The sequence below is a fragment of the Saezia sanguinis genome (assembly GCF_003991585.1).
GTDB lineage: Bacteria > Pseudomonadota > Gammaproteobacteria > Burkholderiales > Burkholderiaceae_C > Saezia > Saezia sanguinis.
The window spans coordinates 1-21885 of sequence record NZ_PQSP01000003.1 but is presented as its reverse complement, the minus strand read 5'-3'; the positions used below and the strand labels follow the sequence as shown (position 1 = coordinate 21885).

Genomic DNA, 21885 nt, shown 5'->3' with positions numbered 1-21885 from the left:
CTTTTTTAAAAGGAAAAGATAAAGGTTGACTAAGGGTAACGGCAGCCATTGCTGGCGCAATGGCTCCTTATCTTTAAATGGCTTGGCAAAAAGGCAAAAGGCCCAAGTAGAGTGAAATTTCAGGTGCTTTTGGAACTTGAAGTAGAAATGCCAACAGGTTTCTTGTTCATTTCATAAAAACAATATAAATCACTTGATGGAATTAAATTCATTTTTATGTATAATCGCGTTAATATTAGCGTGGTTTGATGTCTGCGATTCTGTAATGCTTATCGGATGGACAAGCATACAGAGCAGACATTGCCTAAAGGCAGACCCAAAGGCCAAAAAACACATGATCCTTTGTTGTCAAAAGCCTTTGGTCAAACCATCAGAATAAACCGGATTGCGAAAGGAATATCACAGGAATCCTTGGCTCATCTGGCTCAGATTGAGCGAGCCTACATGGGGCGCATAGAACGGGGAGAACATACACCGTTGCTGCCGCAGGTCATGAAAATCGCCAGGGCATTGGGAATGCGTCCGGGAGAATTGCTCGATGAGACAGAAAAGATACTGAACCAGACACAAAATCGCAAATAAGAAACAGGCTATAGCATTTGAAACGCTTACACAAGAAATATAGCCTGAAAAACAAAAAACTTCTAATTGAAGAACAGGACAAGAGGGCTTGGAAGCGGATTAAGTTGTACTCGCGTTAGGCGTTGGGTTTAAGAGCCGAAGAAGCCGCCAAAGCCTGCAAAAGCCTTAAAAAATGGGAAAAGCTGCTTCTCAACGACGAACCCGTCCACATCATCTACGGTACTAAGGGCGGGTGCCAACGATACATCTACCCCACGACAGGGAAGAAGCGCTACAGGCTGTCTGGCACGCCATCACCATTGCCCAAACCAGAGAGAACAAACGACTTATAGACAAACCCGAAGAAAAAAAGGCGATGATCCGCTACAAGAACGTCATGTACGCCGCAGGTTTTCGGGGCAAGGAAAGCAGGCATAGCCTCAGATACGCTTTCACCCAACGTCAGATCGAAGCCAGCCGGATTGAAAGATACGATAAAAAAGATGCATTGATGCTGGCTTCCAGAGACCTCGGACATGGTGATGGTAGGGGACGGTATATCAAGCGGGTGTATGGACGATGACGCAAATATATAAAGGCTACGAGTCATATGTATTTGCTATATATTGTGTTTGCAGAGAGAATATAGAGGATATTCAAGTTTTTTTGAATAGATTAAGGAAGTATAAAAAGCGCTTCGATTTTGATCAAAATTTATATGAGTATGGACAGAAGGTTAACTTTATTTAAAGCAGCACTTAAGATTGATGCTGAATGTGTGAGAAAAAATCAGGCAAGTTGGCATGAAACATATTGAGTTGCTAAACGAATTTCGAGAGTTGATAGGGCTGCTTCAGCAAAGCGTTGATACTGCTGGTGCTATGCAGCTTTATGATACTCATAAAATCGCTGAAAATGTTATTTGTGGCTTGCTACGCGAGCTTTACGGGCTGTCGGCTCTTCGCAATCTAAATGCAGATCAAACTAATTATCCAAGTATTGATTTGGCAGATGACATGGCGCGCGTAGCGATTCAGGTGACAGGAACGTCTAATATCGGGAAAATAAAAGATACGTTAAATAAATTTATTAATCACCAACTTCACAAACGCTATGAACGGTTGATTATTTATATCTTAACGAAAAGACAGGATAATTACTCTCAGGAGGCAATCAATAGTGTCGTTAAAAGCGAGTTTTCTTTGTGTGTTGATAATGATATTTTGGACTATCGATCCTTGTGCAATAAAGCGGCTCAAGTGCCTCCGGCTAATCTTCAAGCAGCAATTAATATACTGAAATCTTATTTACGAGGCGTTCCCGTGGGGTTAGCGGATGAAGATATCGATCCACCTACACAGCCATCAGAAACCCTTTTTATTAATCTTCTCCAAATATATTTTCCTGCGGATCTCCATATTGCTCAATTAAATAGCGATATTATGAAAGGGGGAAGAAAAAGCAAGTGGCAACATTGGCGACAAATCGTTCGCGAATACAATCAGGATATTGGCAAAACGGTTCCATCAGCCTATACGATACATGATGGCACACTTATTACTTTTCATGATTTAGAAGACAGAAATTCTCCATATTTTCATTTAGTCGAATCAGGAACCCAAGAGGTGCATTCAAGTCATGATTATTATCGAATAGATGTTAACCATGAAAATGTATTTAAGTCATTACTGCGCTTTTCCTTGCAACAAAGATTGTTTTTAGAGTATGTCAGTTGGTATAACAAAGAAAAGCAATTTGTCTTTCTTCCAAAGGAGGGCAATAACGACACCCGTAAAGAGGTATGGCAAGGAGAGAAACAAGCAATACGCACAGTCTATGAAAGAAAATACAATAAAAAAGATGCTTCTAAAGTTTTTATGCAGAAACATTTGGCTTTTTCGGTTGATTTTCTTTGCTTTGATCAAGATTGGTTAATGTCAATCACACCAAGTTGGTTTTTTAGTTATGGACTAAATTTTGAAAAGGCAAATCGGTATGGCCACGAGTATTTGAGCTGGATAAAGCGTCAAGAAAATAACCGTGCTGTTTTCAATCATTTTAGATTTATATCAGCATGGTTGAGAGCAATTGATACTGAAGACTTGTTCTCTGGGGAGGCGAAGAGAGGCTCTTTTTTATCCTTTGGTGATGAGATCTCACAACAAGGAGCGCCTAATTTGGATGAGTCAAGATGGGTTCCCTTACCTCCGGTATCTGAGAATGATGATTTTCTGTCGTTGAAGCTGATTAAAGAATGAAATTAAATCATATTAATGAACCTCGCTTGCAATTCGCTGAAGGCTTGCATATTTGTCCGCGTCGCGGTATAGCTGCCTATGGTGTCTATGACAGGCAATCGCAGACTCGCAGAACACACATTCATTTGGGAGCAGTAGGGACCGCACAGGATATAGAAAATTTTTCTGCATTACTTGAACGGATGAAGGCTCCTATTAAAAGCGCTGTCGAGTTACATAAAACTAACTTATTTCCTGATTTCTGTGGTTTTAATGAACAAACGGGTTTTTACTCCAAATTTATCTTCAATCAAGACCTTGGTAGGCAACTCCGCAAACAAGAAATAGATAACATAATCAAAATAAAAAAACGAAATGAAAGATTGGAGCAAGCCATTAAGCTTTATTATGAGGAGATAAAGTTTCTTGCGCAAAATCGTCCAGTAGATGTGGTTGTGTGTTTATTGTCAAAAGAACTTTATGCTGCGGTTAGTACTGAAGAAGCTTTGGAAGGCGAAGAGCGTCTTGAGGAAAGTATTGCCGTTTCAACAGAATTGAATTTTCGCAGAGCGCTGAAGGCACGCAGTATGCACTTGGGAAAACCCCTGCAATTATTGCGTTCCGAGTCGTTAACGTCTAGCGCGAAAGGTCAACAAGATGATGCAACTAAAGCATGGAATTTAGCCAGTGCTTTGTATTATAAAGCTGGAGCAACTAACCCTTGGCGGTTAGAGAATGATGCTGCTCGGCCTCAATCATGTGCTCTAGGTGTTGCTTTTTATCGCAGTCGTGACAAGCAAACGCTTAATACTAGTTTAGCCCAAGTATTTGATGAATTAGGGAATGGCCTAATTCTGCGTGGAACGCCTGTTCATATTGACAAAACAGATCGTATTCCTCGTCTTACATTTGATCAGGCGTTTTCTCTTTTTAAGGCCGCTCTTGAAGAATATTGGAATGCGCTACGGCATTTTCCAGCTCGGGTGGTTGTTCACAAAACTTCTAATTTTACAGATATTGAAATAGACGGTTTTTCTCAAGCTGCGAGTGATTTGCGGATAGATGCTGTTGACTTTGTGACCGTTATGGACTCAAAAATCCGATTATTCCGTAATGGAGCATATCCACCTTATAGAGGAACTGTACTCGAGCTAAGTGAGAAAAAGCAATTGCTATACACTCGCGGTTCAATCTGGTACTACAAAACGTACCCGGGATTGTATATTCCTCAACCGCTCGAGTTGCGTGTAATACGTTCAGAGCAGTCTCCGGTTTTTTTAGCTCGTGAGATTTTAGGCTTGACTAAAATGAATTGGAACAACACTCAATTTGATGGCAAGTATCCAATTACTCTTAGCTGTGCCCGGAAAGTTGGAGAAATTATGAAATATCTGGATGAGACTGATCATCCTCAGATCAGGTATGGCTACTATATGTAGATGGTAAATTGAGTTTTTAAGAAATTTTTAACTAGGTGTTTTGGCCTATGTATAAAAGCTATGGATTTTATTGCTTTCGAAGTAGGAAAAAGAAAAATAGTAAAAAAGTTAAAGAAATAAGGGTGTCTTATCTATCAGACAGAAAAGGGCAATTTAACAGAGGAAGCCTTTCACGGGAAAATTTCTAATAAATGATATGTGCTGATCCGCTGTACTTCTGCAAGGACTCCATATAAACATTGGCGTAACTGATGACTGTAAGCAGTTGGTACAAAGCGATAAAAGAGTTAATTAAATTTTGGATGAGAATTATGCCATGGCCTATTGATCAAGAGTAACGTGTTTGAAGAACGCGAAAAATAATTTTGAATTTTTTTTAGGAATGCAAATTTTCTATAAGCTTTAGATATGAGAACAAGTTATGGCATATGATGCAAAATTTGAAGGATGGAACTCTTTAACAATCGAAGATTTACTCATTGCCTATCGTAAGGCTAAAGCTGACTGCTTCTTTGAAAATACTTTCCCTACAGCTATCAAGTTTGCGGAGTACGAGCAAAACTTATTGACAAATCTTGAGCAACTGCTAGAGCAGCTACAAGAAGATTCAGGCTTTGAGAAAAATAAAAAATTCTTGGGTGATTTTTGGTTGTTGCCAAAGAAGCTATCTACAGAAAAAAAAGACACTACAGGAAATGGTCATGTTCATTTTTCCAAACCTGAGCGAGCAGTTGCAAGCTTATTTAAAAACTATAACATTACACCAGAATTTCGCATTATTGGGGATTTTCCCGTAGATATGCATGTTATATCTGCACTATGGATCAATATGGTTGGACACAAATTTGATGCCAAACTGGATGGTAGCTGCTATGGGGCTCGACTAAAGCGTATTCGAAATGACGAGCTTTTTAGTAGCGATGATGAAAATCTGTTTCATATTAGTTCCATTGGATCATTTGTTCCCTATTATCAGCCATACCAAAAGTGGCGCAGTGATGGACTTAAAGCTATACGGGACGAGCTAGAAAAGGATCAGGACATAATCGCTGTTTCACTTGACCTGAAAAGCTACTACCATTTTATAGACCCTTTGACCTTATCTAGTGAGGCTCTCTTAGAGGTTCTTGGTCTGAACCTTGATGATGAAGAAAAAGCATTCACTGTTCAGCTCGCACGTTTTCTTAACAACTGGTCTGGTGGGGCATCAAAGTTTGGCAAGTCGGTTGGTGGCAAAGAGGCCGATATTAAGGGCGGATTGGTTATTGGACTAACGTGCAGCCGCATTATTTCCAATGTCTTGCTACATAAATGGGATAGGCTTGTCTTGGAGAAACTCTCTCCTATTCATTATGGTCGCTATGTTGATGATATGTTTCTCGTGGTGCGTGATACAGGCACTATTACCAACAGCCTAGATCTCATGCAGTTGTTCCGAACGCGAATGGGTAAAACCTGTCTTTCGCAGGACGACACAAACGGCAAGGTTTGGAAAATTAATCAAGGGGCAGCCATTCAAGGCAATACCACAATATCGCTACAGTCGGATAAACAAAAAATGTTTGTATTGCAGGGCCGGGCGGGCCTCGATTTGTTGGACAGTATTGAGAAAGAAATATACGAGCTTTCCAGCGAACATCGACTTATGCCATCGCCAGACCAATTGGAGCACTCGACGGCTGCCAAAGTACTTTCCGCTGCAGGTAGCGTAGGAGAAAATGCAGATACTCTACGCAAAGCAGATGGTCTGACGATTCGCCGCTTAGGATGGTCACTTCAGCTTCGACATGTAGAAACCCTAGCGCGGGATTTGCCACCCAACCAATGGAAAGAACAACGCGAAGAGTTTTACCAGTTTGCCCACAACCACATATTGCGAACAGATAAGCTATTTGCACACTTTAATTACTTACCACGACTACTTGGCTTTGCGATCAGCATGAACGAGTGGGAGCAGGCTGAGCGAATCGCGGTTAAATCCTATAAAGCTATAGATACATTAGCATCTGAAGTTGTCGACGGTAAAAAAGTTAAAATTAATGGATGTGATGCCAAGGTTCTGAAAAATCTTTGGCGCTATATTAAGGGAACATTGACATGGTTATTTATTGACGCTGCAACCCGATACTATGGTCCTGATAAACTTTTCTTGGGTGAACGCTCGACCAAGAAGAAGCGCCTTGCCAATTTGTTCCTTAATCAAATTATAGCTAATCTGACGGACTTTAAAGAACTGCGTGATCTTCGCTTTGACATGACAGATTTCGTGAAAAAAGCTCCACTTGTTGCATCGGCTGATCTTGCGAAAACAGCATATAAATACATTGTAAAAAGTCATTCTGCCGAGAAGCTGGTTGGTAGACATGATGCTAAGAAAGAGAAGCAGATACTGAATCTGCTTGGCAACTCCGGATTGCTTGATACAAAGACGTTTAGAAAATTCATAAACTCAACCCGCAGAACGAGATTGGGCAAGGTGGTCAATGGGCATCGTAAGAACGATAGCTACCTACCTTATCTCTTCCCAACACGGCCATTATCTCCAGCTGAAATATCGGAATTAGCTCCCGAGTGCGTTGGTTTAGCTTCGGCATCTGGTAAACCGCCGATTTACGGTCCAGCAGTAACTTGGGCTAAATATACCCAAGTGTTGCGCGGGGTATGGATAAAACCGACATTACTCGCGACTGAACAAGATGCAAATAACAAGCCTTCTACGAAAAGAAAGAAATGCCTTAGGATCGGTACTGACAACAAAGATAAAGTGGTTGTCGCTTTAACTAATCTTCGCACTGAAGATAGCGATTGGGCAGCTACTGCTTGTGATAAGCCTAACTTAAGCCGCAAGCGTTATCAGAAAATATCTAACCTGGTTAACGATACACTGAAACTGAACCCAAAACCGGATTATGTACTCTTTCCAGAACTGTCTGTTCCTCTACACTGGCTTAACAGTATCGCAGCTAGACTGAGCGCTGCAGGTATTAGTCTAATAGCAGGAATGGAGTATCGTCACAGTGAAGGTAATAAGATTTTGAGTGAGGTCGCGTTGGTGCTTGCAGATAATAGGCTCGGCTATCCGACTTTTGTAAAGATCTGGCAACCCAAGCTTGAACCTGCCGTTGGCGAAGATAAAGAGCTTATTGTGAAATATGGAAAGGAGTGGAGCAAATCCAATAAACCACCATCCAAGCCGATTTATATTCATAATGGCGTCAACTTTGGTGTGATGGTTTGCTCGGAACTTCAAAACAGCAAAGCCCGAATCCGTTTCCAAGGTAACGTTGATGCCCTTATGGTTCTAAGTTGGAACAAAGATTTGGATACTTTCGCCTCATTAATCGAATCAGCCGCATTAGATATTCATGCATATACCATTCTGGTTAATAATCGGAAATATGGTGATAGCCGAGTCCGTTCTCCGGCTAAAGAAAGCTTTCTTCGCGATATTGCCCGCCTTAGGGGAGGAGATAATGACTTCGTGGTGGCTGCCACATTGGATATTGAGGCGCTGAGGGCTTTCCAAAGTCGAGCTAAACGATGGCCTGAAGAGAGCGATAAATTTAAACCAGTACCCGAAGGCTTTAAATTGTTCAGCAACAGGAAAAAGCTGCCACCCAAATAGTTATTGTTAGCTATTTAAGCAATTTCATAACTGAGATCTGACAACTTTTGCACATTAGAAGGTTGGAAGGTCCGCTCTTAGCTGAATGCCTGATTTTCAGGGCAGGGACATTTCAGGCCGGGCGTCACCGAGACCTATTTGCGTTAAAAATGTGCGCAAATCCAAGTCAACTTTGGAGCAATAGAAGGCTGCTTATTTTCTATATCCATAGGACACGTTTTTAGCTGGTGCGCCAAGACAAAGCCAGTTTATCCGCCCTTGCGGTGACATTTCCGCCGTTGAACGGCTGGAAATTACGGCGATTTATTTGAGATAGCACAAAAAAAGGGGGCAAAGGACGGGCTTTTAAGGGCGTACCCCAAAAGGCTTAAGGGTACTTTTCAAAAGGAAGAAAAAGGTAATCAGCAGGAAGAGCCTTTTGTGGGAAAATCTCTGCTGATGTGCACTAACTTATACTTAGTTTGATACCTTTGCTATTCTGGATTTAATCAAATTTGATAGTCGGCGCAGTGCCAAAAGAGGTCATTAGCATAAGCAGATATAGTTAATTCTTTGGATATAGGTTATACAGATCCAAAGCCGCTGAATGTAGCGTGATCCACTCATTAAGGGTTTGTACATAAATGGAATCCCCAAAATTATTCATTTCTTATAGCTGGTCTAACCCAACCCATGAACAGTGGGTAATAGATTTAGCTAAAGAACTAACCGAATCTGGCGTTCATGTAATTCTTGATAAATGGGATCTAAAAGAAGGCCATGATTCGGTAGCTTTCATGGAAAAGATGGTTACAGATCCCCAGATAACAAAGGTCGCCATGATATGTGATGAAATTTACGCATCAAAGGCAGATGGACGATCTGGTGGTGTAGGCACTGAAACACAAATCATTTCACGTGAAGTCTATGAAAATCAGGAGCAAGGAAAATTTGTAGCAATCATTTCTGAAAGAGATTCGCAAAGTCAAGCATACTTACCAACATACTATAAATCACGAATATATATTGATTTAAGTGCTCCCGATAGTTATGCGGACAACTTTGAAAAACTATTACGTTGGGTATATGACAAGCCCCTTTATACGAGGCCTGCGATAGGAAAGCCGCCTTCTTTTTTGGAAGAGTCAGATGGGATATCTCTGGGAACAACGTCAATACACAAAAGGGCTATATCCGCCATCAAAGAAAATAAACCATTTACATCTGGTGCATTAGACGAGTATTTTTCTACCTTTGTTAGTAACCTTGAGAATTTTAGAATCACCGAAAAAGAAGGTGAATTTGATGATCAAGTTATTGATAATATAGATAAGTTTATTCCGTACAGGAATGAAGCAATTACACTGTTTATTGCTCTTGCGCAATATGCGCCAACAGAAGAAAATATCCTCAAAGTACACCGCTTCTTTGAAGCCCTGATCCCATATATGAGCAGGCCTGCGAATGTTAATAATTGGGACGAAAGGGACTTCGATAACTTTAAATTTATTATTCATGAGCTTTTCCTATATGCGGTTGCTATTTTCACAAAGCATGAAAGATTTGCGGAAGTTAACGCGCTATTGACACAGCAATACTATGTGCCTGGAAGACCTGATTATGGAAAAAATGCAATGGTTGGATATGACGTTTTCCGAGAATACTTGTATTCCCTAGAGGATCGAAATAATAAATTGGAACCCCGGCATTTATCTGTTCATGCGGATCTACTTGAGCAAAGAAGTAAGAACTCCGGTATAGAGTTTCGTTATCTAATGCAGGCTGACTTTATATTGTTTATGCGTGCTGAAATACAGCAGGATGACTTTTATCGTGGTTGGTTTCCAGATACTTTGCTGTATCTTGGTCGTTTTCACAGTGCATTTGAAGTTTTTGCAAGAGCTTCGTCAAAGTCATACTTTGAAAAAGCAAAATGTATTCTAGGTATCAATAAACCATCAGATCTGAATGAGTTGATGGATGCTTATAGGACAAATCATCAAAGATTACCAAGGTGGCAGTTTAAGTCAATTAACCCTTCCATATTACTTGGCTTTGAACAATTAGCAACAAAGGTATAAACAAGGATTTGCTGTCAGATAATTTTTTACCGCGCCCCAAAATTTCTGAAAGGAGTGGCCTTAAAGTCTACTTATCGTTTTTGGCCGACATCGTCATGTTTGATCGTGCCTCGCAACAGAACACAGTCAGATTGAGTAATGAGCAATCCAAATGATAGAAGAAAGGTTGATTTTCAGGGCTGGGCTTGCACCAATTTCTCAAGCTCCTGCCCCAGCATCTGCCATGCCTCTTTTATCTCCTTGGCGTAGCTGTACCGTTGATAAGTGCGTTTGACCTTGTTCTCTTCAACATGGTTGAGACAGCGCTCCGCCACATCCGGCAGAATCCCCAACGCCGTCATCATCGACGCGCCGGTGCGGCGCAGATCATGCGGTGTCCATTTGCCATTGGGCAGCAACAGGGCATCGTAAAATTTACTGCGCCCCTTTATCCTTTGCTCTTCGTTTGTGCATTGCCTGTCGCCAAGCTGCTTCGTCACCGATTTAGGCGTTACCGCCCCATCTTTTTTAGCGTTTGGATAGCACCACTCGTATGTGCCATTGATCTCCCTTAACCGTTCAAATTGCGAAACCGCAAAATCAGACAGATGAATAACATGCAATTTGCCATTCTTGGAATGATCCGCTGGAATCACCCATGTCCGCTTGTACAGATTAACATACTGCCAGCGGGCATTCATCAACTCCCCGATACGGCAACAGGTTGCCAGAATGATCCACACCGCAATCTCGGTCGTCACCAGTAAACCGGCATCCGGCAGCTTTTCAACCAACAAGCGGATTTCATCCTCATCCAGAATGCGGTCACGTTCATTATCCTGCCCGAAAGTCCTCGCCTTGCGGATAGCGGCAGTCGGATCAAACACAATCAGATCACGATCCACCGCAAAGCGGAACATCTGGCGCATCAGAGAAAAAACCCGCTTCGCCATTCTCGGCACCTGCCGGGCTAACAGCGAATCTGTCACTCTGACTACATCTCCCTTTTTAACATCCGCCACAAAACAATCGCCGATATAAGGCAGCACATCCTTTTCAAACATACGGCGAACCTCGGCACCGCCATCCTTGTGCTTGGCAACATCAATCTCCATCCATTGCTCGAACAAACCCCTGACCGTCTGCCGCATTGCCATTGCTGCTGCCGTCGCTTCGGCTTCAGCCTTTTCCCGTTCCAGCCGTAACCGCTCCGACTCCTGCCGGACAGCAGAATTAACCCGCTCGGTTTCAAGATACTCCCGCAAATTCGTATGACCGCTCACATATAGATCGGCCAGAACCATCGCTCTTTGACGCGCCTCCTTCAACGTCAGGCCTGCTGTGCCGGTACGGCTGTATGTTCCCAATGGTAAACGGACCCGCTTGCCGCTAGAATCAGAATAACGGAAATAAAACAGACGTTCACCGGCAGGCGTAATCCGCGCCAGAAAACGGCCATGTCCCTTGGGCGCGGACTCGTTGAACCAGATATCCTTGTCGGTGGGTTTGGTGCTTAACTGTCGTTCGGTGATCTCTGCCATCGTGTCTCCTGTATGATAAAGCCATGATTTCTGGTGACCGTATGGTGACCGTTTGTGCACGGCTTTCAGTATCCTTTATGATACTATATGGGAAAGGGAAATACCAGAAAACAACGCTAGTGCATTGATTTAATTATACAAAATGCACCGCAAAACACGTTAACGGAAAACAATAAACATTTATGGGGTGCAAGGGGTCGCGAGTTCGAATCCCGCCGCCCCGACCAATAAATTCAAATACTTAGGCCAGTTCAGCAGTGACTGGCCTTTGTTGTTTCTGGCTTCGCGTCCTAGATACGTCCTAAAAATCTTTGTTTTACTGTGATGTTTCAGGATCAGGGAAATTTGATAAGGAGAATTACGGTGACTACTAAAAAAGACGCTCCTGCTCAACAAACAAATCCCGATATTGATGAGAAACAAACGGTTTCAAATGCGCCTGATGTGAGCGCTACCGATAGCTTCAAAGGCCTGCCTATGAGTGACCTTATTGGCGCACCTCTGCATGCCGCTATTGAAGCACAACAGCAATTGGTGTCAACCACACAGGATTTTATTCAAAAAGTAACCTATAAAGATAAAGATGGCAAGGAAGTTCATACACAACAATTCACGTTTACTCGCCCTGTACAGCAAGGTGAAACAACGACAGCAGTAGAACAAACATTAAAAGTCCCCGTATTGGGTCTTGTTCCTATTCCTGCGTTATCAATCGATGCCGTTAATGTTAATTTCCAAATGGAAGTAAACAGTACCCATGTGGACAAACCAAGTGCTTCGCCAGATGTCTTCTCTAAACAGACACCAATAAAAAGTAAAAATGAATAGAAAGGATTTTTATTACAGACTTTATTAGTTCACATATTTTCATGTTGGACACTGCGTGTCATGAACGCACGTTCACCCAAAGCAAGTCGGCCATCGCTAATGCGGTTATTTCTACAAATCAAGATCATAAGATAAAAGAAATAATAGCGTCGAACGCAACAAGCATAAACGGCAAAGCAATCCAAAGTATTTTTCCGAAGTTGGAAGGTTTTCCAATAAAAAACCAACCCTCCTCAAGAAAGGAAAAAGTAGCTTCGCGTTCTATTCTCCAGTCCCTAGCCATCAAGGCAGTGTGATTGTAACAAGCTCTCCTGCATCCAAAATGTACGGGTGCTTGGCTGGAAATGAAAGCAATTAAGCAGCAGGGTGATACTTGATATCATTCATACACATGCCGATGCGCAGCAACAAAGGATTTAAGTTTATGCTCAGGTGTAAATTACCAAGATGACGCTTATTGTGCAAAGTTATTCGTGGTAAAAAGCAGAATATTGAAACCTTGTTTATCAATAAATGGGCAAAAGTAAAAAAATATCACACCAAGATGTTGTTTTTCTTTATTGAAAGAAAACTATTTAGATTTATAACAAATAATCATAGCCAAATTACTTTACATTTACTGTATTGTTTTTGATTCAAGGGCGAAATGGACTATAAAAAAATAATTATGGTAAAAGTGCTCTTTTCAACAGTGGTTGGCGGAAGTGCATGGGCACAAACCACCTACAATGTTGTGAATGGCACCACTACTTGGACTGGTGATGTGTCAATCACTGGCGTTTCGTCTGGATGGCCTAATAGCGGGATTCGTGGTGAGGGCGGCATAACGGGAATTATAAATACGAATGGAAACATTAATTCCAGCATTAACGAGAGTGGTGTATTTATCTCAGGTGGAACGTCAGTTACCATTAATAGCTCAGACCCGACAAAAAACTTTACAGTCAATAACAACACCTGGGAAGGTTTTCTGGTTGAGAGTGGCTCAGATCTAACGATCAATGACATGAATGTCAGCGCCAATAATAATGCGAATAATGGTTTACGGGCTCAGGACGGAGAGGTAAACATTATCGGCGCGACTACTGTTGAGTTTAACAACAATGGCTCTCAAGGTATTTTTGCCAGTAACGGTAGCGTGAGTATTGGCGGCACCGGCGGCAGTTCTCTTTTAACGGCAAATGATAATAATCCATCAGGCGGCTGGGGTGGCGGTATTTGGTCGGAAAATAACGCAACCATTCATATAGATAATATGAACGTGGAGGTTATTGGTAACGGACTTTCCGGCATCATGGCACGCAACGGCGATGTGACGATTACGGGGGATGGCAATCAGACTTTAACTGTGACAGGTAACGGCGTTGGTAGCCTTGATGGTGGCGTGATTGTTACACAAGGTGGGCATCTGAATGTAAGCGGTATGAATGTTCAGATTGATGGTAACGGCAGGTATGGCTTGCAGGCTTCTGTAGGAGGGGTAGCAACGATTACAGGCAGCAGCAACGGTCAGAATAATTTGACCGCTGATGGCAATGAATATGCTGGCCTTGTGAGTATGAATTCGGATTCGGTGCTGACTATCGTCGACATGGATGTGCAGGCCAATAATAATGGCTCATATGGCGTGCAGGTTTCAGATAACGCTGTTGCGACGATTACAGGCAGCAATGCTGTTCAGAACATTTTAACGGCTAATAACAATGCTGGGACGGGTCTTGAGAGTATTGGCGGTTCGACCCTGACTATCACTAACATGGAGGTAAATGCCAGTGATAATGGCAATTATGGTGTTGCTGCGTTCAATAATGATAGTGTCTTGAACATTATTGGTAGCAGTGGTAATCCTCTTTTAACTGTAAGCGGCAATAATTCATCTGGCAGTTGGGGCGGTGGTATTTGGTCAGAAGGTGGCGCAACAATCAATATAGAGGGTATGAAAATAGAGGTTGATAGTAATGGACTTGCCGGCATCATGGTACGGAGCGGCGATATAACTATTGCAGGGGATGGTACTCAGTATTTAGCTGTAACGAATAATGGTGTTAATAGCGCTGATGGCGGCGTGATTGTTGCACTGGGAGGCGATCTGAGTGTAAGCGGTATGGAAGTACAGATTGATGGTAACGGCAAGTATGGCTTGCAGGTTTCAACAGCAGGTGTAGCGACGATTACAGGTAGCAACAGCGTTCAGAACAGTTTAACTGCCGATAACAATCAATACGCTGGACTTGCGAGCATGGATACGGACTCTGTGCTGACTATCATCAACATGGATGTACAGGCCAATGATAATGGTTCTTCCACAGGTGCTTATGGTATTTTGGCTCAGAATGGCGGCAAGACGATCATTGCTGGTAACGTTTCCAACCCGAACACTTTTACTGTATCTGCCAGCAGCAACAAAAACAATACAACTTCCTGGACTGAAGGTGCAGGCCTTGCTGCACAGGGCGTTTCTGGTACGTCCGCATCGACCATGACCATTCAGAATATGAATGTGGAAGCCAATGACAATGGGCAGTATGGTTTGTCAGCGACGGACGGCGGTGTTATCAATATCATTGGCGATGGCAGTTATACACTGGAAGCGCTTAGAAATGTGACCTCTACGGCTAATCCTTGGGCTGATGGTGCGGGCATATATGCTGATGGTTCTAACAGTGCCAATCCAGCCATGAAAAGTACTATAACCATAGCAGGCATGAATATTAATGTCAGTGAAAATGATTTTCATGGCATACGCGCTACAGAAGGGGGTGTTATAAATATAGTCGGCACCAATAACAACAAATTGGAAGTTATTGCGAACAATAATTCTGATGGAAGCACAGGCAATGGAATCGTCGCAGATTTTGTTGATTCAGATGGATCTAAATCAGCTGTCATTATCCAAGATATGGATGTTTTTGTTGAAGATCAAGCGTATCAGGGCATTGCCGCACTCAATGGTGGTTTGGTCAATATCACCAGCACCAGTGGCACAAATTCGCTGGAAATTTATAACACGAGAATGACCACAAATATAGGGCAAGATCTCGGAAAGGGTATTCATGCGAAAGAAGCAGACAGTGGTACGGGGGCAGTAGCCACTGTTGTCATAAAGGATATGAATATCATTTCAAATGATAACGAACTTGAAGGGGTGGTGGCTGCTGATAGTGGTGTGATCTATATAGAAAGCAGCTCTGGCAATAACAAATTAACCGCTAACGAAAACAGAAACTACACGGTAACAACTCCTGGCGACTGGACATATGGTGCAGGGCTTCTTGCCCATGGCATTTCTGCCAGCGCTCCTGGCCAGCAAGCTTCTATTATCATCAAAAATATGAACGTTGAAGCCAATGATAATGGTATGTACGGGATATACGTGCGCGATGGCGGCTTAATAAGCATCACCGGTGACGGTTCCCATACACTTGACGTTATCGGCAACCAAACCTCTCTTAATAATGAAGGTATAGGTATAAGTGTTGCGGATGTTTCCAATGGGATCAGGTCGCAGCTGGATATTGTAGATATGAATATTGTTATTGACAGCAACCCGGATGCCGGTATCAAGGCAAGCGGTGGCAGTCTGGTTAACGTTATCAGCAATGCTGGTACAAATACGCTTAAGGCCAACAACAATGACAACCATGGTGCCCAATTTAATGAAGGTGCTGGTATATGGGCTTTCGGGACGGATGGGGCTGCTACCCCAACAGCTTCAACCATAAATTTGGTAGGGCTGGATATTGAGGCTAAAAATAATGGCTCTTATGGGGTTCTGTCTGAAGGCGGTTATATTAATATACAAGGTGATGGTACACATAAACTGGATTTGGATGGTAATGGCCGTTACGGTTTACTGGCCAAAGATGGCGGCAGTGCGGATATAACCGGAATGGTTGTTTCCGGTGATTCTTTAGACCATGCATTTGTGGGAATAGAGCGCGATGGACTTATTCGTTTTACAAACAGCTCGATTACTACCGATACGGATACCTTGTTTTATACCTGGAGTGATAGCAGTACCCAGACCGGTCAATTCATTTTAGATAATTCCGTTGCTATCGGTAATGGAACCAAACTGGCATATTTTAGTTCTCATAACGGGGTGCTGGAAGCAACAGATTCTTATCTGGAAAATGCTATTGTTACTGATGCTGCAGCAGGAATAACGTCAACAGTATCGTTGGATGATTCAACATGGGTAATGAAAAGCAGCAGTAATATTACCAACCTGACGACCACAAGTGGCTCAATCATAGATATGCGCGGTGACAGTGGCTATAACACTTTAACTCTGAGCAGACTGACATCCAACGATTCGACTTACCTTATCAATACTTATTTTGATTTTCCAGGATTGAGTACGGATAAGATTATCGTTGATGGTGATGATGCAACCGGCACAAATAATATACTCAAAGTTCATTCAACCGGATATGCGGCCGGTACGAGTGTGATAAACGGCTATGGTATACAAGTTGTCAATCTTGATAATGCAACAAACAAGTCTGTCGACTTCACTTTATTTGGTGGCGTTGTAGATAGCGGGGCCTATGAGTATGAGCTTTACAGGGCTGTAGATGAAAACTATTACTTACAGACCAACCATCGGGCCACAACAACAGCAAAAACAATCATCAATATTCCTGCTATTCACCTCTCTATTGTTAAAACAGGGTTGAATGAATTCCGCCATCGTATTACGGAGCTCCGTGAGTATGATGTTTTTCATCCCGACGAACTCTGGGTTCGTACATATGGCAAACGTCTGAGAGTTAATGACGCAATTGATTCAAGGATGAGTCTATATGGTGTTGAAATAGGGTATGACAAGGAAGTGTATGGAAACGATGATAATAAGTACTATGCAGGCGTTATGGCTGGATATATTTATACAGGTAACATAAGACATCATAATTCAGGCTACCCTGATGGAACGGCTCGTGCAAATGCTCCAAGTGTTGGCTTGTATGGTGTGTGGGACAATAGTGACGGCTGGTATTCTTATGCAACATTAAGATATTTCTGGTCCAGAATGAGGGCTGAAAACTATACTTCTTCCGGAGAGTTAATCAGCTACAGACCTAATCGTGACTTCATCACTGCAAGCGTTGAACTGGGGAAACAGTTTGAATATATCCGTGACGAGGACAGCAAATGGATCATTGAACCGAAGGGCGAATTACGATATGCCTATGCCGGGAGCAGGAATTTTAGAACCAATATGGGCTATAAGATACATTATGGCATCAGTAAAAGTTTTACCACAAGGGCTGCATTGCTGATTGGATATAACCACAGATCAGAATCAGGTTCCATCTATGAGCCATTTGTAGAGGTTGGTGTCAGTAGAGAATGGCTTGGTGATACAGATGTTTCATATGCGGGAGGGATCTTTAGCAGCAACCAAAAAGGTACCGACTATGACATTGCTGTTGGGCTGCGGGCCAAAATCAATGAAAGCTGGAGTTTTATAGGGAATTTAGGCTACGAAACCGGTTCTGTTAATAAAGGGTTTGGGGCGCAACTGGGGGTTAGGTACAGTTGGGATTAAGTTGTTCTCAAGGTGAATAGCCTGTTGGCCCAAATTTGTTCTAATGAAGAGCGGTGGGTGTAAATACCAATATTCACTGAGCGTTTGAACCATGTTTCTAAAAATAAAACGGTTTGAAATAGTGATAAAGCCCTTCGGAGACAACGCCAACACAATACGGTCAAAGCAGTAAATGCGGCATATTGCTATGTAGTAGGGGAAAATGAAATCCATTGAGTGGGCTTAAATGTCACAGCTTTTAAAATGAATGTATCTTGTGGTGTGCCAGTTCATCAGACGAAACTGACAGAAGGCGATCAAACAACCGACCTGAATGTGTCTTCCCGCACATACTGATACATCAGCACAGCACTGAGGCAATCAATAACGGTATGTTTCAAGCTTATCGTGACCGCTTTTGTCTTTTTGGAGCAGGCGCTGGAAGAATCTAGGGCGCTTTCAATAAAAACAGAGCAAACAATAATGCAGAAGTCTCTTGCACCCAAAAGGATGGTGCCCACTTCAGGCCATGCCATAGCCTGGCCTTCTTTATCCGTGTTAACTGTATTTATCGTGAAAAGGTGTCAAATCAGCAACTTTTCCACACTTTTGATGATGTTCGTCAGGCCATGCGCGATGGTTAATCGAATATAATAAACGTCGGCCTCACGATGCACTTGGCAGATTGACGCCAATAGGGGCTTGTTTGAAATGTGCCAGAAACTCTAGTTTTAAGCTGCCCTAACTAAAATAAAAAAGGGGAAGATTGCAAGATAAAAGCAATAAATTACAGCCCCGTTATAAATCTCGACGTGTCAGATTAAGTTTAGGTGCGGTCAATTTAAGGGCTTTTCTATGCATTCCAGAAACACCAAAGCAGGCTATTGCTTAACCGGTACCCGGGACTTCACCGGCTTAATGCAGCAACCACCCATACAGCGTCGGCGCCTGGCATTGAGCATTGCCAGCTTATTTTTGCTTGGCCCTACTTGCGCCTATGCAGATATAGTCAATATCGGGGCAGGTGGCAGTTTATTGTTATCCGATATTTTCGGTACCGGTTCAGGGCAGACCACCAGACTCTCAGATCTCCGGTTTAACGGCACCTCAAGCAATTCGGCCACGCTGGTCATTGATCAAAATACAGCCGGGATACCTTCCAATACATGGGTGTTTGACGCGGGCAACTCCGCCATCGATAAGATTACTCTGTCTTCAAGCAGTTACGGCACCATTCGCATCAATGACGGTATTAACCTGACCATCAGCGGTGCTAATACCGGCGTGGTTCTCAATTCCTACACCAATTCGAGTTTAACTTTTGATGTTGGTACCGGCAGCACACTGCGGTTTGAAAACAATATAGCATCAGGCTCAGCCCAAGGTGTCATCAATTCTTATTCCGACGTGGTATTCAAAGGAGAAAATGGCAACGTCATTTTCAATAATAACTCTTCAAATAGTTCTAACGGTGCCATCACAACGACATCAGCCAATGTGATCTTTGAAGGCAATGCGTCATTCACCAATAACCAGGCTACAGGTATTGCTGGTGGTGTCATCAGAACCTCTACCAGAGGCGACATTATCTTCAGTGGCACAAATGCCACAGTTATTCTCGCCAACAACACGGCACGTTCTTCAGGCGGCGGCTTGTTTTCTGATGCACGGGTCGAACTCCATGGCAATGCCGATATTTATGGCAACCGTGGCATCAATGACACGGCCGGGGCCATTGTCGCGCAAACCGGGCTTACCATGGTGGCCAATGGTACCAGTGGTATCAAGGTACATGACAACTATGCCAACAGCCAGACAGCGGGCGCCATTCTGATCGGCAACAGCGCCACCATAACTGGCAGTAGTCTGCTGTATGCCAAAAACAGCGACATCCAGTTTTACAACAACAGAACCCAAACTGGCAATGGTTCAACACCCAACCTGACCAACGCTGTAGCCAACGCTATCAATATTCGCCAGCCTAATGGCATACTTTATATTTCGGCCGATGCAGGCAGGCAGGTTCTATTCAAAGATCCTCTCACCAGTTTAAGTTCCACAGGTGCGCCGGTTAATGTCACTGTGGGGTTCAACACCACCGATGGCAGCAACACGACCAGCGGCAAAGTCACCTTTACCGGTGAAGATTTTGCCGCCAACACCGCCAGCACATATTCTCAAATCTATGCCAATACAACAGTTCATAGCGGCACGCTCGAATTGAAAGACAACGCCAGATACGGGGCGTTGGCATCAGGCACATCATTTACTGTCAATAACGGCGCCACCGTGCTGAGTACTGCCGCGGCAAGCAATGTCACCAACGTCATAGGCGCTGGAACCATCACATTTAACCATGGCTCCACCATCACCACCAGTGGCAGTAGCTCACTTCAATTTAATAGTAGCATTACCAACATTGGCTCTGCGGCCAGCGATACCGTTACTTTCAACACGGCTAACACAGATACGCTGACGATTATCGGCCCGCTCACAGGCAGTGGCATTTTGCAAAAAACGGGTAGCGGTACCCTGGCAGCCAGTAGCACCAACCAGTTATTGAACCAGGGCGGCCTTAACCTGCAGGCTGGTAACTTCACGGCTAACAACTACAGCCAATCCATCTCCTGGTTGAATACCGCTGCGGGCACCACATTCACCATGGGCAATACAGGCGGAGACCTTGACATTACCCAGGGCGGTACCATCAACGGTGCGTTCAACAATGTCAACACACTGACCAAAACCGGTATTGACACGTTAACCTTCAACACCAGTGCAAGCATGGGACAGCTTGCGCTCAACCAAGGCCGTGTTGATGTGGGCGCAGGCTATACGCTGACTATCTCCAACGATGCCAAAATGGCCAGTGGCACCGTGCTGGGCGTGCATGTCAACAGCACCCCGGCTGTACAGGCAGACACTTTTGATTCAAGCAACGCCACCATCGACATCATAGGTTATTCCCCTGTAGCAGACAGCAACACCTACACACTGGTCAACACCGACAACGGCGTAACCAACACCAGTCTGCAATACCTGGTTGCAGGCCTGCCGCTGGGTAGCTATGTGAGCCTGGACAACTTTATCATTGGTTCAGCTCGTATAGATAACACCAACAGCAAAATCATTGCCCAGCTTGACCTGGTGTGGCGCAACGTCGACCCGCAAAGCGCCCACGGCACTTTTAAAATTGCCGATGGGGAAACATTCTCGCTGGGTGCGGATTTGGCCAACAACACCGATCCACTCACCTACAAATTCGGCTGGGATGGACAAACCCTGACCAAAACCGGCGGCGGTACGCTTATTCTCACCGGTATCAACACCTATACCGGCCCCACACAAATCGAGCAAGGTACGCTGATTGTCGGGGGCAGCAGTGCTAACTCCAACGCGCAGGTCACAGGCGATGTTAACGTCAACAATGGCACCATCCTGGGCGGGCATGGAAGAATCACAGGTACAGTCAATGTAAACTCCGGGGGTACTCTTTCGCCTGGAACCTCAATTGGCACGCTTACCGTTGCCAACGCCATTTTTAATAGCGGCTCCACATTCGCGGTAGAGGTTAACCCCGACGGCTCTGGCGACAGGCTGGTGGCGGATTCATCCCTGAACCCCACACTTCCAGGTGCCGGAACCGTCGCCATCAACGCTAACGCCAATCTCGCCATACAGGCAGGCGCTGGTGCCTGGTCTAGCGGAACCGAGTACATTCTCATTGATACCGACCAAGGCGTTACAGGCACATTTTCTAACGTCAGCAGCAACCTGGCCTTTCTGGTTCCAACCGTCAACTACGAAAACCCGCAGCAGGTCAGGCTGGTCTTTAAGCGCAATGAAACGGGTTTTGGTGATCTTGACGGCACCTATAACCAGATTCAAACCGGCTGGGGTGTTGAAAGCCTGTGCCCAGGGAATAAAATCTATGACCAGATTGTCAGCATGAGCCGCTTGCAGGCACTCAATGCGTTTGACAACCTCAGCGGAGAAATCCACGCCAGCGCCAAGAGTGCCCTGTTCACCAACAGCCGGTACGCACGCGCAGCAGTCAACCAGCACCTGGGGAGCCTGAACACCAA

Annotated in this window: 12 protein-coding genes and 1 pseudogene; 11 read left to right on the top strand and 2 right to left on the bottom strand. The window is 43.9% G+C overall.

The window, feature by feature from the left end:
- The first annotated feature begins 276 nt into the window (after nt 1-276).
- From CUZ56_RS07215 to CUZ56_RS07185, 7 genes are all read left to right on the top strand, one after another.
- On the top strand, nt 277-582 hold the full coding sequence (locus tag CUZ56_RS07215) for a helix-turn-helix domain-containing protein (RefSeq protein ID WP_126979718.1): 306 nt from the start codon (nt 277-279) through the stop codon (nt 580-582).
- A 122-nt stretch (nt 583-704) separates the two neighbouring features.
- Complete coding sequence (locus CUZ56_RS16350; protein ID WP_126979717.1) at nt 705-914, top strand: integrase domain-containing protein; 210 nt, start codon at nt 705-707, stop codon at nt 912-914.
- Entirely contained in the window at nt 815-1144 is a 330-nt protein-coding gene (locus CUZ56_RS07205) for an integrase domain-containing protein (protein ID WP_126979716.1), read from the top strand. The genes CUZ56_RS16350 and CUZ56_RS07205 overlap by 100 nt, the downstream gene beginning before the upstream one ends.
- A gap of 220 nt (nt 1145-1364) precedes the next feature.
- A complete protein-coding gene (locus CUZ56_RS07200; RefSeq protein WP_126979715.1) occupies nt 1365-2819 on the top strand; it encodes an SMEK domain-containing protein in 1455 nt (484 codons plus the stop codon).
- Nucleotides 2816-4237 (top strand): argonaute/piwi family protein, encoded by a 1422-nt coding sequence (locus tag CUZ56_RS07195; RefSeq protein ID WP_126979714.1) that lies wholly within the window; start codon nt 2816-2818, stop codon nt 4235-4237. Before CUZ56_RS07200 ends, CUZ56_RS07195 begins: the two co-directional genes overlap by 4 nt.
- A gap of 421 nt (nt 4238-4658) precedes the next feature.
- A complete protein-coding gene (locus CUZ56_RS07190; protein ID WP_126979713.1) occupies nt 4659-7862 on the top strand; it encodes a hypothetical protein in 3204 nt (1067 codons plus the stop codon).
- A 623-nt stretch (nt 7863-8485) separates the two neighbouring features.
- On the top strand, nt 8486-9922 hold the full coding sequence (locus tag CUZ56_RS07185) for an SEFIR domain-containing protein (protein WP_126979712.1): 1437 nt from the start codon (nt 8486-8488) through the stop codon (nt 9920-9922).
- A gap of 173 nt (nt 9923-10095) precedes the next feature.
- Here the strand turns inward: CUZ56_RS07185 and CUZ56_RS07180 are convergent, their stop codons facing one another.
- The gene (locus CUZ56_RS07180) at nt 10096-11442 is read right to left on the bottom strand and encodes a tyrosine-type recombinase/integrase (RefSeq protein WP_126979711.1); all 1347 of its coding nucleotides are present in this window, start codon (nt 11440-11442) and stop codon (nt 10096-10098) included.
- Between the two features lie 363 nt (nt 11443-11805).
- Here CUZ56_RS07180 and CUZ56_RS07175 point away from each other — a divergent pair, with 363 nt between their 5' ends.
- Both CUZ56_RS07175 and CUZ56_RS07170 read left to right on the top strand, forming a co-directional pair.
- Nucleotides 11806-12270 (top strand): DUF2589 domain-containing protein, encoded by a 465-nt coding sequence (locus CUZ56_RS07175; protein WP_162615281.1) that lies wholly within the window; start codon nt 11806-11808, stop codon nt 12268-12270.
- Between the two features lie 646 nt (nt 12271-12916).
- Nucleotides 12917-17821 carry an autotransporter outer membrane beta-barrel domain-containing protein gene (locus tag CUZ56_RS07170; protein WP_126979709.1) on the top strand — a complete coding sequence of 1635 codons (4905 nt, stop codon included), beginning with the start codon at nt 12917-12919 and terminating at the stop codon, nt 17819-17821.
- A 296-nt stretch (nt 17822-18117) separates the two neighbouring features.
- On the opposite strand, the gene CUZ56_RS07165 is transcribed toward CUZ56_RS07170, so the two are convergent.
- Nucleotides 18118-18336 carry a hypothetical protein gene (locus tag CUZ56_RS07165; RefSeq protein WP_126979708.1) on the bottom strand — a complete coding sequence of 73 codons (219 nt, stop codon included), beginning with the start codon at nt 18334-18336 and terminating at the stop codon, nt 18118-18120.
- Between the two features lie 98 nt (nt 18337-18434).
- On the opposite strand from CUZ56_RS07165, the pseudogene CUZ56_RS16345 reads away from it, so the two are divergent.
- Together CUZ56_RS16345 and CUZ56_RS07155 are read left to right on the top strand one after the other, a co-directional pair.
- Nucleotides 18435-18545, top strand: a pseudogene (locus CUZ56_RS16345) (integrase core domain-containing protein); the annotation flags it as partial.
- Nucleotides 18546-18655: 110 nt separating this feature from the next.
- On the top strand, nt 18656-21885 hold a 3230-nt coding region (locus tag CUZ56_RS07155; RefSeq protein ID WP_204250856.1), incomplete at its 3' end, for a beta strand repeat-containing protein.

Bases quoted from the DNA above. Each gene is read 5' to 3' on its own strand.
- CUZ56_RS07215 (WP_126979718.1), top strand. From the start codon at position 277: ATGGACAAGCATACAGAGCAGACATTGCCTAAAGGCAGACCCAAAGGC.
- CUZ56_RS07185 (WP_126979712.1), top strand. From the start codon at position 8,486: ATGGAATCCCCAAAATTATTCATTTCTTATAGCTGGTCTAACCCAACC.
- CUZ56_RS07165 (WP_126979708.1), bottom strand. From the start codon at position 18,336: ATGGCATGGCCTGAAGTGGGCACCATCCTTTTGGGTGCAAGAGACTTC.
- CUZ56_RS07200 (WP_126979715.1), top strand. From the start codon at position 1,365: ATGAAACATATTGAGTTGCTAAACGAATTTCGAGAGTTGATAGGGCTG.
- CUZ56_RS07180 (WP_126979711.1), bottom strand. From the start codon at position 11,442: ATGGCAGAGATCACCGAACGACAGTTAAGCACCAAACCCACCGACAAG.
- CUZ56_RS07170 (WP_126979709.1), top strand. From the start codon at position 12,917: ATGGACTATAAAAAAATAATTATGGTAAAAGTGCTCTTTTCAACAGTG.
- CUZ56_RS07195 (WP_126979714.1), top strand. From the start codon at position 2,816: ATGAAATTAAATCATATTAATGAACCTCGCTTGCAATTCGCTGAAGGC.
- CUZ56_RS07190 (WP_126979713.1), top strand. From the start codon at position 4,659: ATGGCATATGATGCAAAATTTGAAGGATGGAACTCTTTAACAATCGAA.